General features: G+C 40.5%; 27 protein-coding genes. All 27 read left to right on the top strand.

The genetic code is table 11. The features are described 5' to 3' along the window. The first annotated feature begins 23 nt into the window (after positions 1-23). A complete protein-coding gene (locus HX129_RS13230; protein WP_286434454.1) occupies positions 24-575 on the top strand; it encodes a phosphatase PAP2 family protein in 552 nt (183 codons plus the stop codon). 123 nt (positions 576-698) lie between these two features. Beyond that, positions 699-899 carry a Fe-S cluster assembly protein IscX gene (gene iscX / locus HX129_RS13235; RefSeq protein ID WP_130074099.1) on the top strand — a complete coding sequence of 67 codons (201 nt, stop codon included), beginning with the start codon at positions 699-701 and terminating at the stop codon, positions 897-899. 119 nt (positions 900-1,018) lie between these two features. Then, complete coding sequence (ndk, locus tag HX129_RS13240) at positions 1,019-1,450, top strand: nucleoside-diphosphate kinase (RefSeq protein ID WP_016166212.1); 432 nt, start codon at positions 1,019-1,021, stop codon at positions 1,448-1,450. A gap of 169 nt (positions 1,451-1,619) precedes the next feature. Continuing rightward, complete coding sequence (gene rlmN, locus HX129_RS13245) at positions 1,620-2,855, top strand: dual-specificity RNA methyltransferase RlmN (RefSeq protein ID WP_130074100.1); 1,236 nt, start codon at positions 1,620-1,622, stop codon at positions 2,853-2,855. Positions 2,856-2,899: 44 nt separating this feature from the next. After that, positions 2,900-3,700, top strand: a complete 801-nt coding sequence (pilW, locus tag HX129_RS13250) for a type IV pilus biogenesis/stability protein PilW (protein ID WP_174493322.1) — start codon at positions 2,900-2,902, stop codon at positions 3,698-3,700. Then, complete coding sequence (locus tag HX129_RS13255; protein ID WP_130074102.1) at positions 3,691-4,482, top strand: helix-turn-helix domain-containing protein; 792 nt, start codon at positions 3,691-3,693, stop codon at positions 4,480-4,482. The genes pilW and HX129_RS13255 overlap by 10 nt, the downstream gene beginning before the upstream one ends. Before the next feature lie 23 nt (positions 4,483-4,505). After that, on the top strand, positions 4,506-5,627 hold the full coding sequence (ispG, locus tag HX129_RS13260) for a flavodoxin-dependent (E)-4-hydroxy-3-methylbut-2-enyl-diphosphate synthase (protein WP_130074103.1): 1,122 nt from the start codon (positions 4,506-4,508) through the stop codon (positions 5,625-5,627). 3 nt (positions 5,628-5,630) lie between these two features. Continuing rightward, on the top strand, positions 5,631-6,926 hold the full coding sequence (gene hisS / locus HX129_RS13265; protein WP_286434458.1) for a histidine--tRNA ligase: 1,296 nt from the start codon (positions 5,631-5,633) through the stop codon (positions 6,924-6,926). A gap of 28 nt (positions 6,927-6,954) precedes the next feature. After that, the gene (locus tag HX129_RS13270) at positions 6,955-7,656 is read left to right on the top strand and encodes a YfgM family protein (protein ID WP_174493321.1); all 702 of its coding nucleotides are present in this window, start codon (positions 6,955-6,957) and stop codon (positions 7,654-7,656) included. Beyond that, the gene (bamB, locus tag HX129_RS13275) at positions 7,656-8,804 is read left to right on the top strand and encodes an outer membrane protein assembly factor BamB (RefSeq protein WP_286434460.1); all 1,149 of its coding nucleotides are present in this window, start codon (positions 7,656-7,658) and stop codon (positions 8,802-8,804) included. The genes HX129_RS13270 and bamB overlap by 1 nt, the downstream gene beginning before the upstream one ends. Positions 8,805-8,995: 191 nt before the next feature. Continuing rightward, positions 8,996-10,405 carry a ribosome biogenesis GTPase Der gene (der, locus tag HX129_RS13280; protein WP_130074107.1) on the top strand — a complete coding sequence of 470 codons (1,410 nt, stop codon included), beginning with the start codon at positions 8,996-8,998 and terminating at the stop codon, positions 10,403-10,405. Positions 10,406-10,608: 203 nt separating this feature from the next. Then, on the top strand, positions 10,609-11,235 hold the full coding sequence (locus HX129_RS13285) for a beta-ketoacyl synthase chain length factor (protein WP_286434463.1): 627 nt from the start codon (positions 10,609-10,611) through the stop codon (positions 11,233-11,235). Further along, positions 11,232-12,038, top strand: coding sequence for a lysophospholipid acyltransferase family protein (locus HX129_RS13290; protein ID WP_174493318.1), 807 nt, complete (start codon positions 11,232-11,234; stop codon positions 12,036-12,038). Before HX129_RS13285 ends, HX129_RS13290 begins: the two co-directional genes overlap by 4 nt. Further along, positions 12,022-12,282 (top strand): phosphopantetheine-binding protein, encoded by a 261-nt coding sequence (locus HX129_RS13295; protein ID WP_111858831.1) that lies wholly within the window; start codon positions 12,022-12,024, stop codon positions 12,280-12,282. Before HX129_RS13290 ends, HX129_RS13295 begins: the two co-directional genes overlap by 17 nt. A 9-nt stretch (positions 12,283-12,291) precedes the next feature. Further along, on the top strand, positions 12,292-12,540 hold the full coding sequence (locus tag HX129_RS13300; RefSeq protein ID WP_130074110.1) for an acyl carrier protein: 249 nt from the start codon (positions 12,292-12,294) through the stop codon (positions 12,538-12,540). Beyond that, positions 12,537-13,118, top strand: a complete 582-nt coding sequence (locus HX129_RS13305) for a COG4648 family protein (RefSeq protein WP_130074111.1) — start codon at positions 12,537-12,539, stop codon at positions 13,116-13,118. The genes HX129_RS13300 and HX129_RS13305 overlap by 4 nt, the downstream gene beginning before the upstream one ends. A gap of 9 nt (positions 13,119-13,127) precedes the next feature. Continuing rightward, the gene (locus HX129_RS13310) at positions 13,128-14,822 is read left to right on the top strand and encodes an ApeI family dehydratase (RefSeq protein WP_286434594.1); all 1,695 of its coding nucleotides are present in this window, start codon (positions 13,128-13,130) and stop codon (positions 14,820-14,822) included. 9 nt (positions 14,823-14,831) lie between these two features. Next, positions 14,832-15,581: a glycosyltransferase family 2 protein gene (locus HX129_RS13315; RefSeq protein ID WP_286434468.1), complete on the top strand. Its 750-nt coding sequence runs from the start codon at positions 14,832-14,834 to the stop codon at positions 15,579-15,581. Beyond that, positions 15,574-16,500 (top strand): lysophospholipid acyltransferase family protein, encoded by a 927-nt coding sequence (locus HX129_RS13320; RefSeq protein WP_130074113.1) that lies wholly within the window; start codon positions 15,574-15,576, stop codon positions 16,498-16,500. The genes HX129_RS13315 and HX129_RS13320 overlap by 8 nt, the downstream gene beginning before the upstream one ends. 15 nt (positions 16,501-16,515) lie before the next feature. After that, positions 16,516-18,066, top strand: a complete 1,551-nt coding sequence (locus HX129_RS13325; protein ID WP_130074114.1) for an HAL/PAL/TAL family ammonia-lyase — start codon at positions 16,516-16,518, stop codon at positions 18,064-18,066. Between the two features lie 3 nt (positions 18,067-18,069). Then, complete coding sequence (locus HX129_RS13330; RefSeq protein WP_174493313.1) at positions 18,070-18,489, top strand: acyl-CoA thioesterase; 420 nt, start codon at positions 18,070-18,072, stop codon at positions 18,487-18,489. A 121-nt stretch (positions 18,490-18,610) separates the two neighbouring features. After that, complete coding sequence (locus tag HX129_RS13335) at positions 18,611-19,207, top strand: LolA family protein (RefSeq protein ID WP_130074247.1); 597 nt, start codon at positions 18,611-18,613, stop codon at positions 19,205-19,207. Further along, positions 19,182-21,503 carry an MMPL family transporter gene (locus tag HX129_RS13340; RefSeq protein ID WP_286434472.1) on the top strand — a complete coding sequence of 774 codons (2,322 nt, stop codon included), beginning with the start codon at positions 19,182-19,184 and terminating at the stop codon, positions 21,501-21,503. The genes HX129_RS13335 and HX129_RS13340 overlap by 26 nt, the downstream gene beginning before the upstream one ends. Positions 21,504-21,521: 18 nt before the next feature. Beyond that, positions 21,522-22,829 (top strand): NAD(P)/FAD-dependent oxidoreductase, encoded by a 1,308-nt coding sequence (locus HX129_RS13345; protein WP_286434474.1) that lies wholly within the window; start codon positions 21,522-21,524, stop codon positions 22,827-22,829. Next, entirely contained in the window at positions 22,820-23,377 is a 558-nt protein-coding gene (locus HX129_RS13350) for a DUF3261 domain-containing protein (protein WP_180045235.1), read from the top strand. The genes HX129_RS13345 and HX129_RS13350 overlap by 10 nt, the downstream gene beginning before the upstream one ends. A 7-nt stretch (positions 23,378-23,384) precedes the next feature. Next, complete coding sequence (locus HX129_RS13355; protein ID WP_286434477.1) at positions 23,385-24,584, top strand: beta-ketoacyl-[acyl-carrier-protein] synthase family protein; 1,200 nt, start codon at positions 23,385-23,387, stop codon at positions 24,582-24,584. Beyond that, on the top strand, positions 24,581-25,003 hold the full coding sequence (locus HX129_RS13360; RefSeq protein WP_130074120.1) for a hotdog family protein: 423 nt from the start codon (positions 24,581-24,583) through the stop codon (positions 25,001-25,003). Before HX129_RS13355 ends, HX129_RS13360 begins: the two co-directional genes overlap by 4 nt. Positions 25,004-25,007: the final 4 nt, after the last annotated feature.

A 25,007-nucleotide genomic window follows, 5' to 3' on the forward strand; every position in this document is an offset into this window, starting at 1 on the left:
CTCGGATAGAGAGGAGAGCGACAATGAATTTTAAAGAGACCAAAATAAAAATACTCGATTTAGATTTAAAAGGCTGCTTATATCTCAATAATTTGTCACACGTACAACATATTGCTGTGTTTTTTAAAGTGATCAGTCGGTTGGGGGATGGTGCTTTTTGGTACCTAATGTTGTTTATTGTTTGGTTGAACAAAGGTTTGCTCTATGGATTGAAACTGTTATATGTAGTTTTAAGTGCCTTGATTGGCACAGGCATCTATAAAATATTAAAGCATAAAACAGTACGTCCACGTCCATACCAAGTACATCAAGTGATTCGTTTAGGTGAGCGTCCATTGGATCATTTTAGTTTTCCTTCGGGACATACTTTGCACGCCGTGATGACGACAGTCGTGCTTGGTTATATTCAACCTGTGCTGTTATTGATCATGATGCCTTTTACAATTTTAGTGGCATTGTCACGTATGGTCTTGGGGTTGCACTATCCGAGTGATGTGATTGTGGGGGCTTTAATTGGGGCAACGGTAGCGAGTCTGATTTTGGTCGCTGCACCATTTCTGAGTATTGCTTTGTAAGTATTTTATTTGATCAAAGTGGAGTTGATGAAAAATCAGCAGGTTTAAAAATAAAATCTATTTTGGCAATGCTACGGATTTTGTTAAAGTAGTTCAATAAATTGAACGGATAGGATGACCTCAATGGGTTTACGTTGGACTGATACATTAGATATCGCAATTGAGCTATATGAAGCTCACCCAGATGTTGACCCGCAATGGGTGCGTTTTACAGATTTACATGCATGGATTTGTGCATTACCTGACTTTAGTGATGACCCAACCAAGTCAACGGAAGGGTTGCTAGAGGCGATCCAAATGGCTTGGATTGACGAAGCAAGTTAAAAAATCAACTCAATCTATCTAAAAAATCATTTTTTTACAGTTTAAACCGCGGAAAATCGCGCATTATTCGGTATAATGCGCCAAAATTTTCGTGTCAATTTGACTTAAGGAGCCAATCAATGGCTATTGAACGTACTTTATCTATCGTAAAACCAGACGCAGTTGCTAAAAACCACATTGGTGATATCTTTGCTCGTTTCGAAAAAGCTGGTCTTAAAATCGTTGCGACTAAAATGAAACACCTTTCTCAAGCTGAAGCTGAAGGTTTCTATGCTGAACATAAAGAACGTGGTTTCTTTGCTGACCTAGTTGCATTCATGACTTCTGGTCCAGTGGTTGTTTCAGTTCTTGAAGGCGAAAATGCAGTTCTTGCTCACCGTGAAATCTTGGGTGCTACAAACCCTAAAGAAGCTGCTCCTGGTACAATCCGTGCAGATTTCGCTGTAAGCATCGATGAAAATGCTGCTCACGGTTCTGACTCTGTAGCTTCTGCTGACCGTGAAGTAAACTACTTCTTCGCTCAAACTGAAGTTTGCCCACGTACTCGTTAATTCTGAGTCAATAGGGTTGTCTTAAAATTCACAGAAGCGTTTTACGTTTTGTAAATTGTAAACAGACCCTGAACCAGATAAGTGTTATACTGCTTGTCTGGTTTTTTTATTTTTAATGTTCGAATATTGAACGAATCCTACCCATCGGCATGTTTTTTAGGTAATACTCATGAATTCTGAAGTTGTCGCTTCGTCATTAACGCAAGATGAACAGAAGCCTGCATCATCAAAATCTGCACAGCAAACACATGTACAGAAAGTGAATTTACTGGGCATGTCACGTCCACAATTGGAAAAATTCTTCGAAGATATGGGGGAGAAAAAATTCCGTGCAGGACAGGTGATGAAATGGATTCATCAATTTTTCGTCACAGATTTTGCTGAAATGACTAATATTTCAGGTAAGTTGCGTGAAAAATTAGAAAAAGTGTGTGTGATTGAAGCACCAGAAGTCGTACATCGTAATTATTCAAAAGATGGTACCCGTAAATGGGTGTTTCGAGTGGGCGAAGGGGAAGGCTCATTGGTTGAAACTGTTTTAATTCCTGCTGAAGATAAAACAGGTTCGCGTAAAACTTTATGTATTTCTTCACAAGTGGGTTGTGCATTGGACTGTTCATTTTGTTCAACAGGTAAACAGGGCTTTCAACGTGATTTAACGCCGAGTGAAATTATTGGTCAGTTATGGATGGCGAACTACTCGTATATGGAAGAAGTGCCAGTTGCAGAGCGTGAACGCTCGGTGACCAATGTTGTGATGATGGGAATGGGTGAGCCATTACTCAACTATGATGCTGTTTTAAGTTCAATGAATATCATGTTGGACGACTTTGCTTATGGTATGTCTAAACGTCGCGTGACTTTGTCTACATCAGGTGTGGTGCCAAAAATTGATCAATTGGCACAGGATATCGATGTTGCTTTAGCCATTTCTTTACATGCACCAAATGATGAACTGCGTAATGAATTAGTACCAATTAATAAAAAATATCCATTAGAACAACTCATTGCAGCATGTCAGCGTTATATTGCCAAAGATGGCAATGAAAGTTCACGTAAACATGTCACCATTGAATATGTCATGTTGGAAGGGGTGAATGATCAGCCTGAACATGCACAGCAAATGATTAAGTTGTTGAAAAATTTACCAAGTAAAATTAATTTAATTCCATTTAATCCGTTTCCGCATGCACCTTATGGTCGTTCAAGCCGTAATCGAATTATTTCTTTTCAAAAAACTTTGTCTGATGCAGGATTTGTGTGTACGATTCGTCAGACACGTGGTGATGATATTGATGCTGCGTGTGGTCAATTGGTTGGTCAGGTGGCTGACCGTACTCGCCGTGCAGAACAATGGAAGAAAAAAGTTGCGCAGCAGAACGAGATTTTGCGTTCACAAGGTTGACCATTTTTAAAATTAAATATGGGGAGCAAGCTTTGAGAAATCATATGTACAAAAAATTGATCACAGTCGCTGCAATCAGTTGTGCTGTGTTCTTGACGGCTTGTGAAACGACACAAACAGGGTCAGTTTTAAAAAAAGATCCTGAAAAAGCAGTCAAAGTACGTACTCAATTGGCTGCTGAATATATCCGAACGCATGATTTAGATGCCGCAAAACGTTCACTTGATCAAGCCTTAGAAATTGATTCAGGTGATTCGACTGCCAATATGATGATGGGGGTTTTACTGCAACAAGAAGGCAGTAAAGTCAGCATGGATAAAGCGGATAGTTATTTTAAACGTGCTATTTCCCGTGATCCAGACAATGCACAAGCCCGTAATAATTATGGGACTTACTTATATTTGATGAAGCGTTATAATGACGCCATTGAACAACTGCAGTTTGCAGGTGCGAGTTTAGGCTATGACCAACGCTATAGAGCTTTGGAAAATCTCGGTAAAGTCTATATGATTGTAGGCGATAAAGAGAATGCTGAAAAAACGTTCAAGCAAACGCTACAAGTCAATCGAGATTCTGTTATATCTTTAATCGAGTTGTCAGAACTATTATATTTAAAACAGCAAACTGCTCAAGCCAGTCAACTGTATGAGCAGTTTGTGCGTTTAGTGGGTCAGAAAAATCAAGACTCAAGAGCGCTTTGGATCGGAATTCGTATCGCGAGAGCGAATGGTGATCAGATGGGGTCGCAAGTATTGGTCAATCAATTACGCGCACTTTTTCCTGAAAGCCAAGAATATCAACGTTATTTGCAATTACAGTACAGTACTGAGGCCGTATGGAAGTAAATCCTAATTCACAGCAACCTACTGGTTCAAACGTAGCACCTAATGGTTTAGGAAATGTTCAGCGTCCGGGCGAGTACTTACGTCAAGTTCGTGTTTCACAGCATCGTGATATTAAAGCCGTTGCTACAGACTTAAATATGCCTTTAAAAACTTTAGAAGCTTTAGAGAAAGATGAATATAAATCTTTGCCTGAAGCCACGTTTATTAAAGGCTATTATCGCTCGTATGCAAAATATTTGAATGTTGATGCAACTGCAATCATTCAACGTTTTGATGATATTTATCAAAATGATACTGGATTGATGCCCAACCATGCATTAAACAATTCTCCGATTAAAATCATGGGGAAATTGCCGGGTTCTAACAGTGATCGCAACAAAAAATGGTTGAAACGTGCTTTAATTGCCGTGATTGCATTGGCGGTGATTTGGGCGGTGGTTGCAGGGATTCAAAAATGGTCATCAAGTAAAAATGACGGTTCAGATGCCAAACCACAACAATCCGATGTTGAAGTGTTGTCGATGAACAATAGCTCAAGTCATAGCTCTGGCGATCAGATGGTGTTGAACTTTAGTCGCCCAACCTCTGTCAATATTGTGGATAGCACAGGTAAAGTGTTGGCGACGGGTCGTCAATCATCAACATTAACATTGACAGGTGAATCTCCATTCCAGATTCGACTTGATGATGCTGCTGCTGTGTCATTAAGCCTTAATAATGAACAGATTTCATTGTCTCCATATACTGTGAACGGGAAAGCAGAATTCCGTTTATCTCGTTAATTTAAATTAAGTCGAGCGGTACAATGATTGAAAATCCAATTAAACGTCGTCCAACCCGAAAAATTCGTGTCGGTTCAGTGTATGTTGGTGGTGATGCACCGATTAGCATCCAAAGCATGACCAATACTGAAACGTGTGATGTCGAAGCGACTGTTGCACAGATTCAACGTTGTGTAGACGTTGGTGCGGACATCATGCGTGTGTCTGTGCCAAGCATGGAAGCAGCTCAAGCTTTCGGTGAAATTCGTAAACGTGTTTCAGTGCCTTTGGTTGCTGATATCCACTTTGACTATAAAATTGCGCTTGCTGTCGCTGACTTTGGTGCGGATTGTTTACGTATTAATCCTGGGAATATTGGTTCGGAAGCGAAAATTCGTGAAGTGGTTGCTGCGGCAAAACATCATGATATTTCGATGAGAATTGGGGTAAATGCTGGGTCGTTAGAAAAAGATATTCAAAAAAAATATGGTGAGCCGACAGGTCAAGCCTTGCTTGAGTCTGCAATGCGCCATATTGATATTTTAGATCGTTTGGATTTCCAAGAGTTTAAAGTCTCAGTGAAAGCATCGAATGTGTTTTTAACCCTGGATGCTTATCGTTTATTGTCTGCACAAATTGACAATCCATTGCATTTGGGGGTGACTGAAGCAGGTGTATATCGCACAGGTTCAGTGAAATCAGCGATTGCTTTGGGTGGTTTGTTGATGGAAGGCATTGGCGATACCATGCGTATTTCTTTGGCAGCAGAGCCTGAAGAAGAAATTAAAATCGGTTTTGATATTTTAAAATCATTAGGCTTACGTTCTAATGGGATTAATTTTATTGCTTGCCCAAGTTGTTCACGTCAAGAATTTAATGTCATCAAAGTGATGCAAACATTGGAGGAGCGCTTAGAAGATGTGCGCACACCAATGGATGTCTCGGTGATTGGCTGTAAAGTGAATGGGCCAGGTGAAGCGAAAGAAGCTGATATTGGTGTGGTTGGGGCAGCCCCACGCTCATTGGTCTATCGTAATGGTGAAAAGAGCCATTTGATTGATACTAATCAGCTTGTTGATGAAATCGAAGCAATGGTTCGTCAACGTATTGTAGAGCTTGAAGAAGCGAAAGCTAAAGAGATTATCCGCACAAGTTTTTCTGAGTAAGTCATGAGTTCAATTGTCGCAATTAAAGGTTTTAACGATATTCTTCCAATGCAAACGCCTGCGTGGAGACGTTTAGAACAGCATTTAGCATCGTTGATGGATGCCTATGGCTATCAACAAATTCGTTTGCCCATGGTTGAGCAGACCCATTTGTTCAAGCGTTCAATTGGTGATGCAACGGATATTGTTGAAAAAGAAATGTACACATTCTTAGACAAAGGCAATCCACCCGAGTCTTTGACTTTGCGTCCTGAAGGAACTGCAGGTTGTGTGCGTGCTATGCTTGAACATAACTTACTGCGTGGTGCAAACCCACGTGTTTGGTATGTGGGGCCAATGTTCCGTTATGAAAAACCACAAAAAGGGCGCTATCGTCAATTTCATCAATTTGGTGTGGAAACTTTTGGTGTCGCTACACCTGACCAAGATGCAGAACTGATTTTAATGACTGCACGTTTGTGGAAACGCATGGGCGTGGCAGATAAAGTTCAATTAGAATTGAATACTTTGGGCGAGTCAGATGAGCGTGCTGAATATCGTACGGCATTGGTTGAATTTTTAAATGCACACAAAGCAGAATTAGATGAAGACTCTCAACGTCGTTTAAGTACCAATCCACTTCGAATTTTAGATTCAAAAGATGCACGTACCCAAGAAATTTTGCAAAATGCGCCAAAATTGCATGATTTTATGGGTCAAGAGACCATGCAGCATTTTGCTCAATTGCAGCAATATTTGAGCGATGCAGGTATAAAATTTGTAATTAATCAAAAATTAGTACGTGGTTTGGATTATTACAATAAAACTGTTTTTGAATGGACAACAACACATTTAGGTTCACAAGGCACAGTATGTGCAGGTGGTCGCTATGATGGTTTAGTTGGACAGTTAAAAGGTAAGCCTGATCAATCTGTTCCTGCTGTTGGTTTTGCGATGGGAATGGAGCGTTTATTACTTCTACTTGAGCAAGTGGAAGACAATACACCCGTACGTGAATGTGAAATGTTCTTGGTGTCTGACCCTGCGACTCAAGGTCAGGCGTTGGTACTTGCTGAGCAAATTCGTGATCAACTGGATGCTGCAAATTGTTCAATTCGCTTGAAAACAGGTTCACAAGGTTCGATGAAGAGCCAAATGAAAAAAGCGGATCAATCGGGTGCAGTTTACGCATTGATTTATGGTGAGCGTGAAGCCGCAGCACAGCAGGTCTTGGTGAAAGAACTTGCAACTGCTGAGCAGCATGAAGTTGCCGTGACTGATCTAGTTGCATTTTCTATAGAAAAATTTTCTGCAAAATAATTGAAAACATGAATAAAAGGGCAATCTTATGAGCGCAATGACTGACGAAGAACAACTAGATAGTTTGAAGTCATTTTTTAAGAAATATGGCTCAGCTATGGTGAGCGGGGTTCTCATTGCGTTGATCGCCTTTTTTGGTTGGCAGTATTGGCAAAAAAATAATTTGGCAAAAGCGCAAAATCAGACTGCCAAAGTGCAGCAATTGTTTGATCAAGCACATGCGGCAAATGGTGATGCAAAAGCAACAGCGGCATTAACGACAGCAGCAGATAAGCTCGTTAAAGAAGATCCAGACTCGATTCAGGCGATTCAGACCCAATTTACTATGGCGAAATTGGCGTATGATCAAGCAGATTATGCCAAAGCTGAGCGTGAGCTGAAAAAAGTCGAAAACTCTAAAATTGACGATAAAGGTATTTTACAAGCTGTTAAAATTCGTCTAGCAGATGCACAATTTGCACAAAAGAAATATGATGAAGCCTTAAAAACGTTATCTGCAGTGAATGAACCTACATTCAAATCGACTGCGGAAGAAATGAAAGGTGATGTTTATGTGGCAAAAAATGATATTGAGAATGCTAAAAAATCATATCAAGCTGCATGGGATGCGTTATTGGAACGTAAACAAGAGCGTCAAATTTTACAAATTAAACTCGAAAGTGTCGGCGTATTAGTGGATGATCCTGATTTTGAACGCCCAATCTTAGAAACACAAGTGGATGAGTCTTAATGGATAGAAAATATAAAATACCTTTTGCTTTGGCAATATTATCAGTTGCATTGGTTGGTTGTTCAAGCAACAAAGTCAAAGAAGAAAAAGTTAAACCCAACCCACTTCCTAAGATTGCGCAAGCAACAGGTCTTGTCCAAGTGTTTTCGCAAAGTGTTTCTTCGACTGCAAAAGAAGATCCTTTACGTTTAAGACTTGATGCAGATAACGGTAAAATTTTCTTACTTGATCCGAATGGTAAAGTTGAAGCATACCAAGGTAAACAACGCTTATGGTCAAAAAAAGTATCTAAAAACGGTTTGAGTTCAGGTGTTGAAGCAGCACAAGGGCTTGTGATTGTTGGTAATAGTAAGGGTCAATTGTTTGCTTTAGATCAAGCAACAGGTGAGCAAAAATGGGCAGCACAGCTTTCTGGTGCGATTATTAGCCCAGCGCATATCCAAACGGGTCGTGTGATTGTGGTTGCCAATGATGGTACGGTTTATGCTTTTGATCAAGAAACAGGTCAACAAGCATGGACATACAAGCTATCGAATGCATCATTTAGTTTACGTGGTCAAGCTGCACCTGTAGAGTTAGATCCACGGACCATTGCGGTAGCGACATCGACGGGCTATGTGTATGCGATTGATAGTTTGTCGGGTATGCCACGTATGCAGCGCCGTGTTGCAGTGACAGATGGTCGCTCAGATATTCAGCGTCTTATTGATGTGGATGGTGAACCTGTGGTGGTGGGTCAGTTTGTCGTGACCAATAGTTATCAAGGTCAAGTCACTGTATTGGACTTAGCTTCACAACGTGTGATTTGGAGTGTTGATGCAGGAAGTTCAACACGTCCAGAAGTGTATGATAACAAAGTTTTTGTTGCACAAACGAATGGTAAGGTTGCAGCATTTGACTTAACTTCGGGTCAAGTCATTTGGTCAAATGATCAATTGTTAAATCGTGAACTGAGTAATGTGGTTGTGCTTGGGCAATATTTAGTTGTCGGTGATTTGGATGGTGTGTTGCATCTGATTGACCCTAACTCAGGTACAATTGTGGGACGTGCAAAAACCAGTGGTGAAGTACGTACACTACGTGTGATTGATAATCAACTGTATGTTGCAACCCGCACAGGTAAATTAACTGTTTGGCAGAACCGTTAATTTTTTTAACGCATGTGTTAAACTAATACCTATATATTTTTTATGACTCGGGGTGATTGAAAATCAATACCCCGAGTTCTTTATTTTAGTGAATTTGATCGAAAGATCGTGGAGTATTTACTCCCACATTCTTCCTCGCTCTCTGATGTTCAGACCAGTCCAACTGGCTGATCTTGAATTAAGGTTAATCTATGAAACCCGTAATTGCGCTCATTGGACGTCCGAACGTCGGAAAATCAACGTTATTTAACCAGATTACCAAGAGTCGTGATGCACTTGTTGCAGACTTTGCAGGTCTTACACGTGACCGTAAATACGGTGATGCTGTATACCAAAATAAATCGTTTATTGTTGTTGATACTGGCGGTATTGGTGAAAATGAAGGAGGAATTGACTCCTACATGGCGGAGCAGTCAAAAACTGCCATCAATGAAGCTGATATTATTGTATTTGTGGTTGATGCACGTGCAGGTTTGTTGGCTTCAGACGAACAAATTGCCCGTGAGCTTCGTACCTTAGGTAAAAAAGTCTTTTTAGTTGCCAATAAAGTCGATGGCGTACATGCTGAAGCGGCTTTGGTTGAGTTCTTTAAACTTGGTATGGGTGAGCCCCTACAAGTGGCTGCAAGTCATGGTCGTGGTGTGCAGCAAATGCTTGAAGATGTCCTTGCGGATGTTCCTGAAGATGAAGATGAAGCAGAGCACGATAAAGCGACGGGTTTACGTTTGGCTGTTATTGGGCGTCCAAACGTCGGTAAATCAACCTTAGTTAACCGATTATTGGGTGAAGAACGTGTGGTGGCATTTGACCAACCAGGGACAACACGTGACTCGATTTATATTCCCTTTGAACGTGATGGTCGTCAATATACACTGATTGATACCGCAGGGGTACGTCGTAAAGGTAAAGTTGATGAAATGATTGAGAAATTCTCAGTTGTGAAAACTTTACAGGCAATGAAAGATGCACATGTTGTGGTCGTGGTTGTGGATGCACGTGAAGGGATTGTTGAACAAGATTTACATTTAATTGGTTATGCGCTTGAAGCAGGGCGTGCCATGGTCATCGCCATTAACAAATGGGACAATATGTCTGAGTATGACCGCAAACAGTGTAAATTGGATGTCGATCGTCGTTTTGACTTTATTCCCTGGGCAAAAATTCATTTAATTTCAGCATTACATGGCACAGGTGTAGGGGATTTATATCCTTCGATTCATCGTGCTTATGATTCTTCACACTTAAAAGTTTCACCTGCAAAATTAACACAAATTTTGAATGATGCGACTGATGCACATCAACCGCCAATGTTTAGTGGTAAACGAATCAAAATGCGTTATGCGCATATGGGCGGACAGAACCCACCGACGATTGTGATTCATGGGAATAAAGTCGACAAAACGCCTGCGGACTATCGTCGTTATTTAGAAAATGTGTTCCGTAAAGTCTACAAGTTAGAAGGTACACCTGTACGCATTGATTTTAAAACTTCGGAAAACCCATTTGAAGGACGTAAATCTCAGGTGGATGAGCGTACAGCAGCACGTCGTCGTCGTTATATTCAGAAATTTAAGAAAGCAGAAAAGAAATTTAATCGTTAACTTTCATTATCTTATATTTTTTCAAAAGAAAAACCCAAAGTTCGCTTTGGGTTTTGTTCATTTGGTTAAATATTTTTACTGAAAAATACAAAAAACAGATTGATTTTTGATGAGTATTTTTTATATGCGGTGATATAATCATCGCGCAATTTTTATAGGTTGCAAAAAATAGAAAATAGTGATGACGTAGGCAGAGATTCAACATGATTCAATTGAATATCTCACAGTTTAAATATCGTTGTGCAGGAGAAAGTTTGCCTGCGCTTGAGCATATTCCTGCCATGCAGCGTAGACGATTATCTTCTCTTGCAAAATTAGCATTAAATACTGCCATTGAATGTGTTGAGGAAAACCCTGTAGATTATATTGTATGGGCATCTCAATATGGTGATGAACATAAAACCTATAAAATTCTACAAGATGTTTTGCAAGGTTTAACGCCTTCACCGACACAGTTTTCAACCTCTGTACACAATGCAATCGGCGGTTTGTATTCGATTTTATGTCAGGATGCAACGCTCTCTACCAGTTTATGTGCAAATTGGTCTGAAGCAGTATTAGAGGCTTATGCGTATTTAAAAACCATGTGTCCTCAAGGTCGGGCAATGGTGGTATATTATGACCAAACCTTGCCAGATATTTATGTGGAACAGCAATCATTTCAAGGTTTTGCCTTTGCTGCTGTATTGGATTTAAGGGCGGAAAATGTACAACTTGATGAACGTGCTGTGCGAGAAGTAGAACCTAAATATTTAGATGCAGATAATTTTTATAATTTTTGGACGAACCCATCACAGTCAAGCTGTGGTGCTTGGTCAAGATGTGAATGATGAAACAACTTCGTAAAAAAATAAACTATGCTTGGCGTGTGGGTGCAACGGGATTCAGTTTTGCTAGTTTTGGCTTAGGTGGTGTGGCGATCGGTGGGATTATTGCTCCTTTGGTGAATTTATCGAGTTCCGATGCCAAAATTCGACAAAATCGTGCACAGCAAGTGATTCGCCACAGTTTCAAAGGTTTTACTGAAATGATGGTCAAATTGGGCATCATGACTTATGACATTGAAGGCTTAGAAAAGTTACAACAAAGCCGTCAAGAATTGGTGATTGCGAATCATCCAACATTGGTGGATGTCGTCGTATTAATTGGACTGATGGAAAAAGCCAATTGTGTGGTGAAAGAGGCGCTGTGGTCAAATCCATTTACTAAAGGTCCAGTACGTTCAGCAGGCTATATTTTAAATGCAGGTTCTGAGCAGTTTATTCAAGATTGTGTCGCACGATTGCAAGAAGATCATGCGGCTTCCTTATTGATTTTCCCTGAAGGAACACGCACAGCGAAAGGTGAAATACTGAATGAGTTTCAACGCGGTGCAGCCAATATTGCATTACGTGCCAATGTGCCGATTCGTCCAATTTTAATTCGTTGTACGCCATCGACATTAACCAAAAATGAAAAATGGTATCATGTGCCATCTGAACCTTTTCATATCCAAATCAAAGTTTTAGATGCGATTCAAATTGATGAGTTACTTGAGGATACTCAGGTTTCGCCAAAGCGTGTTCGTCAATTAAATCAAAAACTTCAACAATTTTTTAATCAAGAGCTATCCAACAATGAGCAATCTTGCTGATGAATTAAAACAAATGATTATTGATGTACTTGCACTCGAGGACATCAGCATAGATGACATCGACACTGAAGCCCCTTTATTTGGGGATGGCTTAGGTTTAGATTCAATTGATGCATTAGAATTAGGTTTAGCATTGAAAAAACGCTACAACATTCATCTCAATGCTGAGTCAGCAGACACTAAACAGCATTTTAAATCAATTCAAAGTTTAGTGGCTTTGGTTGAAAGCCAACAAAAAGCATAAGAGGATAAGATGTTAACACAAGAACAAATCTTAGAAAAACTGCGTGAGTGGATGGAAGAGTTATTTGAAATTGAACCTGATGATATTCAGTTGGATTCAAATTTGTATTCTGATCTAGATGTAGACAGTATTGATGCGATTGATTTAGTTGTGAAAATTAAAGAATTAACAGGGAAGCAAGTGCAGCCTGAAGACTTTAAAAATGTCCGCACAGTTCAAGATGTGGTGACGGTCATTCAAAACATGTCAGTTGAATGAAGCATATTTTTAAAGGGATTGTTGTCATTTTAATGATTGCATATCCCTTTTTCGTTGGTTGGGGCTTATCTCAAGGACAATTCGTTTGGGTCAGTGTCGTCTTGATTGTCCTCGGTGTCATCCGATTATTTAGTCAAGGTCATCCCTTACTCTTGCCACTGACATGGTTTGCCATTCTGTGTGGTGGGCTTAGTCTATTGCTCCAAGAGCACGCTTGGTTAAAAATGTACCCGGTATTGATGAGTGTGGGAGCAGGGATTATTTTTGCTTCAACCTTAATCAAACCACCTTCAATGATTGAGCGTTTTGCGCGTTTGGTTGAGCCGAATTTACCTGAGTCAGGGGTGATTTGGACAAGAAAGGTCACCATTGTTTGGTGCATTTTCTTTGTATTTAATGCTGCCATTGCTTTATATACGGTGATCGCTGCACCCATGAAAATTTGGGTCATTTATAATGGCTTTATTTCCTATATGTTGATGGGAATTTTGTTTTTAGGTGAGTTTATTTTGCGTAAACGCCATCAGCGTTTAAATCAGCAGCAATTGGCTGAGTTAAATAACCAAAAGAAAGAGTGATTTAAAATGTTGTTGTGTCATTTCCAAACGCATATCCAATCTTTGAAAACGTTGTGTGTCCAAGCAGATTTGGGGCAAATCAGTTTTCGTGATTTTTGGCAAGAGGTCTGTCAACAAGCCAATGCGATACAACAGTTAAAAGCAAAACAATATGCACTTTGGGAAAATGACAGCTATACATTTTTGGTGCTGTTTTTTGCAGCATTATTGGCCAATAAAGAATTGCTGTTGGCACCGAATCGTGTGAAAGATTTGGAACTTGAATTGGCAGCACAAGATATTTATTTTTTAAGCCCTCAGCCGATTGTAGAACATACTACAGATGTAAAAGCACCATTTTATTTTGATTCGCTCCTTTTAGATGATGCATTTCTGACACAAGCACAAGTTTACTTTTATACCTCGGGTTCTACAGGACAACCGAAAAAAATTCCCAGAACATTGCGTCAACTGCTGAATGAAGTACAAGGTTTAGATCAAAGTTTTGATTTAGATCAGGACAGTATTGCCATCGCAACGGTCAGTCATCAGCATATTTATGGGTTGTTATTTAAAATCCTTTTGCCTTTAGCAACGGGGCGCAGTTTTTATCTTCCACAGCTCGCCTTTCCCGAAGATGTGGTCGCAGTACAGCAAAAATTAAAGCATTTGCAACGTAAAAATTATGTGATTTCAAGTCCTGCTTTATTGAAGCGTTGGACAAGGGACGTGGTATTGCAAGATTGTCAGTCTGTATATTCTTCGGGTGGAAAATTAGAGTCAGGCATACGCCCTTTGCTGAATCGTCCGATTGTGGAAGTGTTGGGGAGCTCGGAAACAGGTGGAATCGCCCATCGTCAGCAGGATGAGGCTATATGGACCCCTTTTGCTAATGTAGAAATACAGGTCACAGCACAAGAAGAGTTAGGCGTGAAAACCAATCATGCATTTACTGACGACTGGATTTTTACGGGTGATCGTGCGCAGGCTGTAGATGCAGCACAAACTCAATCTGCTTTTCAGTTACTTGGACGTTTAGATCGTATTGTTAAACTTGAAGAAAAACGGCTAAGTTTGGATGCGATTGAGCAAAAAATCTTAACTTTAACCGATGTGCTTGAATGTCATACGCTGTTAATTGAAAAACAACATCGGTACATTTTAGTGTGTGTCGCTGTTTTATCTGAAAGTGCAAGACAGCATTTAGCGCAAGTCGGTAAAGCACAGTTTGTGGCACAACTCAAACAACAACTAACTGATAAATTAGAAAGTATAGCAATACCACGGCAATGGCGCTTTTTGTCACAATTGCCTCGTAACAGTCAATCTAAACTGAATAAACAGATGATGCAATCTTTGTTTCAGCCTTTATTGACGCCCGTCGTCCTGAATCAGTCATACACCGCAGAATCGGTACAATATCTATTGGAATTTACACCTGAACTTGAATGTTTTAAAGGGCATTTTCCAAATTATCCTATTTATCCTGGTGTTGGGCAGATTGGATTTATTCAGCAGTTTGCAAAACAAGCATGGGCAGATTTAGCATGGTGCAATGGCTATGAGCAACTTAAATTTCAAGATTTGATTAAACCTTTTGCTGTGGTGACTTTGCTTTTAGAGCGTAAACAACACAAAGTATATTTCCAAATGCGCTCAGAACAACAGCTTTTGGCATCAGGGCGTTTACTGTTTGTACTGCAACAGCAAACCGATACGATCTAGGAGATGAATATGGCGCAGTATGGTTTTGTGATCCCTGTTTATAATCATCCACATTATATTCAAGCATTGCTTGAGCATTTAAATGATTTTGCCTTGCCTGTCATTATGGTAAATGATGGTAGTGATGCGGAATGCACACAGCTCTTGCATATGCTGGATCAGCAGTTTGAACATGTTATTTTGGTTGAACATGCAATGAACCAAGGCAAAGGGCAAGCCGTCATGACAGGGCTGCAAAAAGCCTTTGATTTAGGTCTTAGCCATGCATTACAAATTGATGCAGATGGTCAGCATGACTGGCAGGATATCGCTAAGTTTTTACAGATCTCACAGCAGCACCCAAAAGCAATGGTGATCGGCCAGCCCATTTTTGATGACACTGTACCGAAAAAGCGTTTATATGGACGTTATGCAACGCATATTTGGGTATGGATCAATAGTCTGTCTTTTGACATTAAAGACAGTATGTGTGGATTTCGGATTTACCCATTGGCAGCGACCATTCAAATATTAAATACTGCAAAATTTCAAGCACGTATGGGCTTTGACAGTGAAATTTTAGTGCGTCTGAAATGGGAAAATATCCCTTTTATTAATGTACCAACCAAAGTAATTTATCCTGAGCAAGGTATTTCACACTTTCATGTGTGGCGAGATAATTTAGGCATGTCTCAAGCGCATTCTCGTTTGTTTGCTGGAATGTTATTGCGCTTGCCTAAACTGCTCAAAAATAAATATAAAGGTTCGGCAGATGTCTGAAGCAGGATCACCGCGTTGGAATGAGCTCAAAGAAAAAGGTGGTGCACTGCCTTTGATGCTGATGTTGTGGTTCTATCGCTTAGGGGGGCGTTTTTTATGTCGTATCGTGTTGTACTTTGTGATTATGTGGTATTGGCTATTTTCTAAAACCGCGAAGCAAGCTTCTTTGCAATATCTCAGCAAATTACATCAATTTGCAGGTGAACAGTCACCGTTTACTCATGCACCTACGCTTGCGAATAGTTATACCCATCTCATGCAATTTGGCGAATGTCTTTTAGATAAAATTGAAGGTTGGTTGGGGCATATTTCTGAGCAGAAGCTGAATTTGCATGGGCATGAACATTTTCGGGCACATTATCAAAAGGGAGCGATTATTGTTGTATCGCACTTTGGCAATACCGAATTGTTACGTGCCATTAAGTCAGAACATACACAAAAAATTAATGTCTTGGTTTATCAAAAGCATGCCACCAAGTTTAATGATTTTATTAAAAAATTAAACAGTAAGGCCGATGTACGACTGATTGCGGTCGATGAGTTAGGAATAGACACCGCTTTACTGCTACAAGATAAAGTTGACCAAGGGGAATGGGTCGTGATTGCGGCTGACCGTGTACCTGTACAGTCAGACCGTGTGCAAAGTGTACAGTTTTTAGGTGAAGATGCACTTTGGCCACAAGGGGGATGGATCTTGGCAAATTTGCTGAAAGTGCCGTTATTAGCGGTGTTTTGTTATCGTCAACAACAGGGTTTTGATGTGCATATTCATCTGTTGGCTGAGAAAATGCAATTGCCACGCCGTGAACGTACTGCTGCGATCCATCGCATGACACGCCAATATGTACAGTTGCTAGAACAACATTGCATACGTGCACCGTATCAATGGTTTAATTTTTATCATTTTTGGAATAAATAATTGGAAAATAACAATATGCAAGTTTTAGTCGTCGGGGAACAGGCATTAACCATCGAGCAGATTGTGGCTGTGGCACAACATCGTTGCCATGTGGCATTACCTGAAACGGTAGAATGGCGTCAGTTGATTCAACGTGGTGCTGATTTTTTGGATCAGTTGCTTGAAGATGAAGGTGTGATTTATGGCGTGACCACAGGTTATGGCGACTCCTGTCTTGTAGAAATTCCAACGCATCAGGTGCACGAACTCCCCCTGCATTTGTCACGCTTTCATGGCTGTGGTTTGGGACAGAATCTTGATTTAATCACTGCACGTGCCGTGGTGGTAACACGTTTATGTTCTTTAGCACGTGGTTATTCAGGTGTGTCTTTGGCATTGCTAGAACGTCTGGTTTGGATGCTCAATGAAAATATTATTCCTGTGATTCCATCTGAAGGTTCTGTCGGGGCAAGTGGTGATTTAACACCATTGTCTTATATTGCTGGTGCTTTGGTTGGTGAGCGTGATGTGTATTTTCAGTCACAGCAAAAAATCGTTCCCATTGCAGATGTTTATGCTGAACAGAAAATAGAGGCTTTGGTACTGCGTCCAAAAGAAGGTTTGGCACTGATGAATGGTACTGCGGTTATGACTGCCATCGCATGCCTGAACTATAAAAAAGCGGAACAGATTTCACTCAGCAGCACCTTGGTCACAGCCATGAATGTCTTGGCTTTAGAGGGTAATCCGAGCCATTTTGATGAAGTTTTATTTGCACAAAAACCGCATCAGGGACAACAGCAGATTGCGGCGCAATTACGCCATTGGTTAAACAGTGAAGTACAAACAGCGCACCAAAGCCCACGTTTACAAGACCGTTATTCACTACGCTGTGCACCGCATGTGATTGGGGTATTTGAAGACTCTAAAGTATGGCTGCGTCAGTTTATTGAAAATGAATTAAATTCAAGCAATGACAATCCTTTGATTGATCCTGTCAATTTACGGGTATTACATGGGGGGCATTTTTATGGTGGACACATTGCCCAAGCCATGGACAGTTTAAAAATCATGATCGCCAATATTGCCGATTTAATGGATCGACAGCTTGCACAATTGGTCGATCACAAAATGAATCATGGTTTGCCGCGTAATTTAACAGGTTCAAGTCTTGAGCGTTTGCCACTCAATCATGGCTTTAAAGCTGTGCAAATTGGGGTATCCGCATGGACGGCAGAAGCCTTAAAACAAACCGTTGCAGCTTCAATTTTTTCACGTTCGACTGAATGTCACAATCAAGATAAAGTTAGTATGGGCACCATTGCTGCACGTGATGCAAGCCGAGTGATCCTATTGACCGAGCAAGTGATGGCAGCACTCAGTTGTGCCGCAGTACAAGCAATTCAACTCAAAGGACTGAATACACAATTGGGGCAGGTGTTAACGCAGTTCCAACAGTGGGTGCTTGAAAGCTTCACCTTTGTAGAGGAAGATCGCCCTTTACAACAGGATTTACAGCGTTTGGTTGACCGTTTTGAACAGTTTGATTTGCTCAATGGTCATGATCAACAGTTGAAATGGAGCTGAGTTATGCATGCTGATGTGATCATTGAAATACCATTTCATGATGTCGACACCATGAACATTGTGTGGCATGGGCATTACATCAAATATTTTGAAATCGCACGTTGTAAATTACTCGATGAATTTCAGTATAACTATGTACAAATGAAACAATCGGGCTATGCATGGCCAGTCATTGAAAGCTATGTACGTTATGTACAAGGCATCGAGTTTCAACAAAAAATACGTGTGCGTGCCATTTTAAAAGAATGGGAAAACCGTCTGAAAATTGAATATCAGATTTTTGATGCAGACTCAGGTAAGCGTTTGACCAAAGGCTTTACCTCACAGGTTGCCGTTCATATTGAAACGCGTGAAATGTGTTTTCAATCGCCATCTGTCCTGTTTGAACGTTTAAATGCATGGTCGGCTTTTCAGCCTGCTTAGTGTGAATTTAGAGGAAATTGTCATGCAAAATATGAAAGTCGCATCGCAAGCATTGGCGCTACAGCAGACCAAATTTACATCTGCTCTGCTATTGAAGTTGTTGTGGGTGTGCTTGTGTGCGATGGTGTTGAGTATGACATTTTCCACGACAAGTTTTGCGCAAACTAGCCAAGTGGGGCAGATCTTTAAACAATTGTCAGCCACACCGACAGTGCGTGCCAATTTTCAACAGCAAAAGAAATTGGCATCTTTGAATAAAACCTTTGTTTCTCATGGGACGGTTTTATTTTCCAAACAAAATGGTGTGTTATGGCAGATTCAAAGTCCTGTACAAGCCAGTTTGATTGTGACTCCAAAAAAATTGGTGCAAAAAACCCAACGGACTTTGAGCCAAATTGAAATTGATAAATCACCTTATGGCTCAGTAGCCACCATGTTTTTACAGTTGATGTCAGGCAATGAAGCGGCATTGGCAAAAAACTTTAATATCGTTTCAGCTCATTATTCCCCAACGCAATGGAATGTAACATTAACCCCAAAAAGTAGCTTATTTAAAAAGCTATTTGTGCGTGTAGATGCACAAGGTCAGCGCTTTGTGGACCGTATTGTGATCACTGAAAAAGCCAATAATGCAACGACCATTCTATTTAGTCAGCATACGACCCAACCTGTTCAAATGATGGCGACAGAAGATGCTCTTTTCAAATTGGCAAAATAAACTCACTACGCTGTGGCTTGCTATTTTATTGATTGTGATCTCTTGCTTAGCCTATGCATGGGTGCAGCGTGATATTCATATTCAAACCAATATTTTTTCACTGTTACCGAAAGAAAACCAAGACAAAGCCTCTGAGCAAACGCAAAAATATGTCAGTGAACAGTTGAATAATCAATTGTTTTTGGTCATAGATGCGCCCAATGATCAGGTTTTACAACATGCGACTGATTTACTGAAACAACGGGTCGCTGAGACTGCGTTATGGCAGCCATTAAAACCACAATTAGACACTGATCAGTTTGCGCAAACGCTCTATCAGCACCATGCAGGGTTGTTAAGTGCAGAAGATATAACTGCGTTAAAACAGCAAGATTATGCCGCGATTACAGAGCAAGCTTTATTACAAGTGATGAGTCCGGGAATGCCGATCACGGCTGAATTATTGCAAAAAGATCCGCTGTTATTATTTCCGCGTTTTGCAATGAATCTGTCCAATCAGAAAACAGACCAAAGCATTGAAATGGAACAGGGCTTTGCCACCATTCATGATGAAAAAGGACATTCACGGTTTTTTAGTTTATTACTCACACAAAGCCCTTATAATATTGATTATCAAGAAAATACAACGACTTGGATGCATAATCTCGATTCAGAGATGCAAAAAATCGGGGCAAAAACCCATTGGACAGGGACGTTATTATTTTCAAGCTTTGGTACGCAGTCGGCTGAAAAAGAAATTTCGACAATCGGATTAGGCTCAAGTTTGGGTGTGTTGTTGTTGGTCTGGTTTGGTTTCCGTTCATTACGTCCAATGCTGACGGAATTTATTGCAGTCAGTAGTGGCTGTCTGGTGGCTTTTGCAGTCACGCATTGGGTATTTGGTGAAATCCATCTGATGACCTTGGTGTTTGGTGCCAGTCTAGTTGGGGTGTGTGTCGATTTTTCTTTTTATTTTATGGCATTGCAATCACAGCATCGTAAAGTCGATGGTTTTAAGGTTCTAAAACCTGTTTTGCCAAGTCTGTTTATGGGCTTGATGACGACTTTGGTTGCATATGTATTTTTGACCTTTACACCCTTTCCGGGCTTTAAGCAGATTGCAGTTTTCTCCATTGTAGGGTTAAGTGCTGCGTGGATCACCAGTATTTTATTATTGCCACGTTTAAAGGCACTCAATGCACAGCCTGCAATTGATACCTTGCGCTTTATTGGGCGTGCACGTGACTATGTTTTAACGCGTAACACCTTACGTTTTGGCATGATTACCGTCATCGCAGTGGTGTCGATAGGCAGTCTATATTTTCTTAAAGCCAATGATGATATTCGTAATTTACAAAGTATGGACCAAAAGCTGAAACAAGAAGATCGCTATGTGCGGGAACGTTTTGGGCAGCAGCAAAGTAATGATTATTTCGTCATTCGTGGCAAAAATACGGCTGAAATTGAACAGCTTGAGCAAGATTTATTGATCCAATTAAATCACTTACAGCAACAGGGTATATTACAAAGTACACAAGCGATTGGGCAATCTGTACCGTCTTTAGCCACACAACGTGCCAATATTCAACTGTTACAACAGATTCCAAAAGCTGAGTTGAGCCGTTATGCCACAGCAATGCAACTCGATGTGGCAGATGTATGGGCATGGCAACAACAACTTTCACAGCAACCGTTATTAAGCCTGTCTGATTTTGCACAGCATCCTTTGGCATTTTTACAGGTCAATGCACATGAGCGTTTGGTGATGGTGCAAGGCGTACAACAGGTACAAGCATTGAAGCAGTTACAAACAGCACAGATTCAATTTTTGCAGCCGGTGAGTAATTTATCGACTTTGTTTCACAATCATCGTATTCAAGCACAATACTTGCTGCTTTATGCTTTGGCAGCATTGCTGATCGGTTTGACTTTGATTTATGGTGTTAATGCGATTGTTGCACTGATTTTACCCGTCAGTTTGGCATTGCTCAGTACCTTTGCTGTCCAAGCATGGCTTGGGGTAGAAATTAATTTGTTCAGTATTATGGGCACATTTTTGATTATCGGGATTGGGGTGGATTATGCGATTTTTTATCGGCATGGGCATGATCATCCACAAGTTGTCGGTATGGCATTATTCTTATGTATGATGTCGACTTTACTCGGTTTTGGTTTATTGTCATTGAGTTCGACATATGCCATTCATTGTTTTGGTTTAACGGTTTTATTTGGCGTGATATTTTCATTTATTTACGCGACTATTTTTACGAAAGCAGATCATCAACATTCTATTATTTTAAAAGAATCAGCAAAATAGCTAAAAGTTGGGGAAATCATGAATTCAATTCAACACACAGATGTATTAATTATTGGTGCAGGTCCATCGGGGAGTTCAGCAGCCGCATTATTACGCAAAAAAGGCTATGCCGTGACCATCATTGAAAAACAATATTTTCCTCGTTTTTCAATTGGTGAGTCTTTATTACCACAATCGATGGTATTTTTAGAAGAAGCAGGTTTATTAGACACTGTTCGAAAGCATGTGGAAGAATATGCATTTCAATTTAAAAATGGGGCAGCTTTTTTAAAAGGTCAACAGCGCAGTTTCTATGACTTTACTGAAAAATTTAGCGAAGGTCCAGGTACGACTTGGCAAGTACGCCGTGCTAATTTTGACCATTTATTGGCATTACAAGCTGAAGAATATGGTACAGAAATTCGTTTTGGACATGAAGTCATCGCAGTGGATGTTGAATCTCAACACCCGATTTTAACGGTTAAAGATGAGCAAGCGGTCCAATATCAAATTCAAGCAAAATTTTTACTTGATGCAAGTGGTTTTGGACGCATTTTACCGAAGTTTTTAGACCTTGAAAGTCCGTCTAATTTTCCTGTGCGTCGTGCGATTTTTACTCATATTGAAGATGGAATTTTAGATGATCCTGATTTTGATCGTGAAAAGATTTTGATTACCGTACATGAAAAAGATCCACGCGCTTGGTATTGGTTGATTCCATTTGCAGATGGTCGTTCCTCTTTTGGCATAGTCGCTGAACAAGATTTCTTTGATCATTATCAGTTTGATGATGCCAGCCCTGCAACTTTGCAGGCAACATTTGCGCGCATCTTAGCGGATGATCCTGCTTTATCACATGTACTACGTAATAAAAAGTTTGATACTCCTGTGCGAACTTTAGTGGGTTATTCTGCTAATGTGAAACACTTGGCGAGTCAAAATTATGCATTATTGGGCAATGCAGGTGAGTTTTTAGACCCTGTGTTTTCTTCAGGTGTGACGATTGCGCTGAAGTCATCAAGTTTAGCAGTGCCTTTGGTTGAGCGTGTGCTTCAGGGGCAAGCTGTAGATTGGATGCAAGACTATGAACAGCCGCTACGTAAAGGGATTAAAGTCTTCCGTGCTTATGTGGAGTCTTGGTATGAGGGTGAGTTTCAGGATGTGGTTTTTTCAAAAACTCAAAATGATAAAATTCGCCGTATGATTGCATCGCTTTTAGCAGGCTATGCATGGGATGAGCACAACCCAATTCATAAAAATGCCAAGCAACGTTTGAGTACTTTGGCAGCATATTGTCGAGAAGATCAGCCACAAGCAGCTGTTATTGGAATCGAAGAATGCGAATGAGATGGAAAAATAGCTTTTTAGCGTTGCTGATGATGGTACCCTTGAGTGCATGTCAGCAGCTCTTGCCCAAAGCTCAAGGTCTGGCGACTACGCAATGGACTGCGCAGCAATACCAACGTCAAGATCAAGTGGAAGTGCAGTGGCAAGAACACAGCTTTAGCTTTTTGCTGTATCAACAACAGCAAGATCAAAAGTTGGAGTTTCTGGCTTTAAGCTTAACAGGGCAGCAGTTGTTTAAAGTGCATTTTGATGGGCAAAAGGTCACAGTAGAGCAGCGCATTGATGCAATGAAATTATTACCTTTTGAGTTTGTGGTACGTGATATTTTATTTGCAACTTATCCCAATTTTATTCAACATCCACCTGAACAGGTTCATGTAAAACAATATGTGGATGCTGCAGATGTGAAAATTCAAGATGTTGAAATTAAAAAACAAAAAGTATTAAATATACGACATTTCGCGACACAGATTGAATTGGATAATCTGCAAGTACCCTACCAAATGGTCTTTAGTCCCGTGCCAAATACGTTAGAAAATAATGAGTAAATATTGAATGTCTAAACAGATTGATACGCAAAATCCAGCCGTTGGCATTCAACTCAGTGTGGGCTTGTCTGCTTTGGGTGCAGATGCAGTACAGATGCGACAAGCATTAACCCAAACGGATCAGACCTTGAGCTTAAGATCAGACTTTATTGTAGAAAAAAAGGTTTGGGTCGGTGCCTGTTCCGTTGATTTAATTGAGACTGTGCCTGATGCCTTAAAAGCGGTTGAAACTCGAAATTTACGTTTTGCTTTGACTGCACTACAACGTATTGAAGCTGAGCTACGGACTTATACAGCCCAATTTGACCCTAAACGTTTGGCGATTATTATCGGGACATCGACCTCAGGGATTGCAGATAATGAACCTGAGTTACGACGTTATTTCCAAGGTGATCAAACCGTTCAAGTCTTGCAAAAAAAACAGGAAATGGACAGTTTAGCCAAAGCTTTACAGCAATATTTGGCTTGGGAAGGTCTCGCATATACCATTTCAACAGCATGTTCTTCGAGTGCTAAAGCATTGGCTGCGGGGCAACGCTTGATCAATGCTGGGCTTTCAGATGCTGTGCTGGTCGGTGGTGTTGATACTTTATGTAAGCTCACTTTAAATGGTTTTAATAGTTTGGAAAGTTTATCTCAAGGGATTTGTCAGCCTTGTGGGCAACAACGTGATGGCATCAATATTGGTGAAGCAGCTGCTTTATTTTTACTATCAAAGCAAACAGCTCCAACCATGTTGATATCTGCAGGTGAGTCGATGGATGCGTGGCATATTTCAGCACCACATCCTGAAGGGCAAGGCGCAGCCAAAGCCATGCAAGCTGCTTTGGATTTAGCACAGCTAAAAGCACAAGATATTGGTTATTTAAATTTGCATGGCACAGCAACGCTGCAAAATGATGCAATGGAAATTAAAGCCGTTCAGCAAGTCTTTCAGGATTATGCAGTGCCTTTAAGTAGTACCAAACATAAAACAGGGCATTGCCTTGGGGCAGCAGGGGCAATCGAAGCCATGATTTGCACACAGGTTCTACAGGATCAAACATGGTTGCCTTTACATCAAAATACACGATTCGATGCTGAATTGGATATGCACAATTTTGTTGAAGATGCACAATTGACACAAAAAATCAGCTATGTCATGTCGAACTCATTTGCTTTTGGCGGTAGCAACATTAGTTTAATTTTTGGAACCACATTGCCATGAATGCTTCAAAAAAATTAGCTGCTGTTGATTTTATACCTCATGAAAAGCCAATGGTTTTCGTGGATGATTTGGTTGAGGTTGGCGAAAACTTTGCAGAGGCGACACTCACTATTCAACCTGCATTAATGTTTTGTGAAGCAGCAGGATTACCAACGTGGTCAAGCATTGAGTTGATGGCACAAACGGTGAGTTTATATGCTGGAGCGCAAAGTCAAAAAGTGGGGCAAAGGCCCAAAATAGGTTTTCTTTTGGGCACAAGAAAGTTGCATTTACCTGTTGCATATTTTGCCATGGGTGAAGTTGTGACCATTCGTGCTGAGCGTCAGTATCTGCATGAAGGATTGGGACAATTTGCCTGTGAAATTCAGTATCAAGAACATACAATCAATGCCATGTTAAGTGTGTATGAACCTGAATAACATT

Origin of the sequence: Acinetobacter sp. 251-1 (genome assembly GCF_030329305.1) — a bacterium.
GTDB classification, from domain to species: domain Bacteria; phylum Pseudomonadota; class Gammaproteobacteria; order Pseudomonadales; family Moraxellaceae; genus Acinetobacter; species Acinetobacter piscicola_A.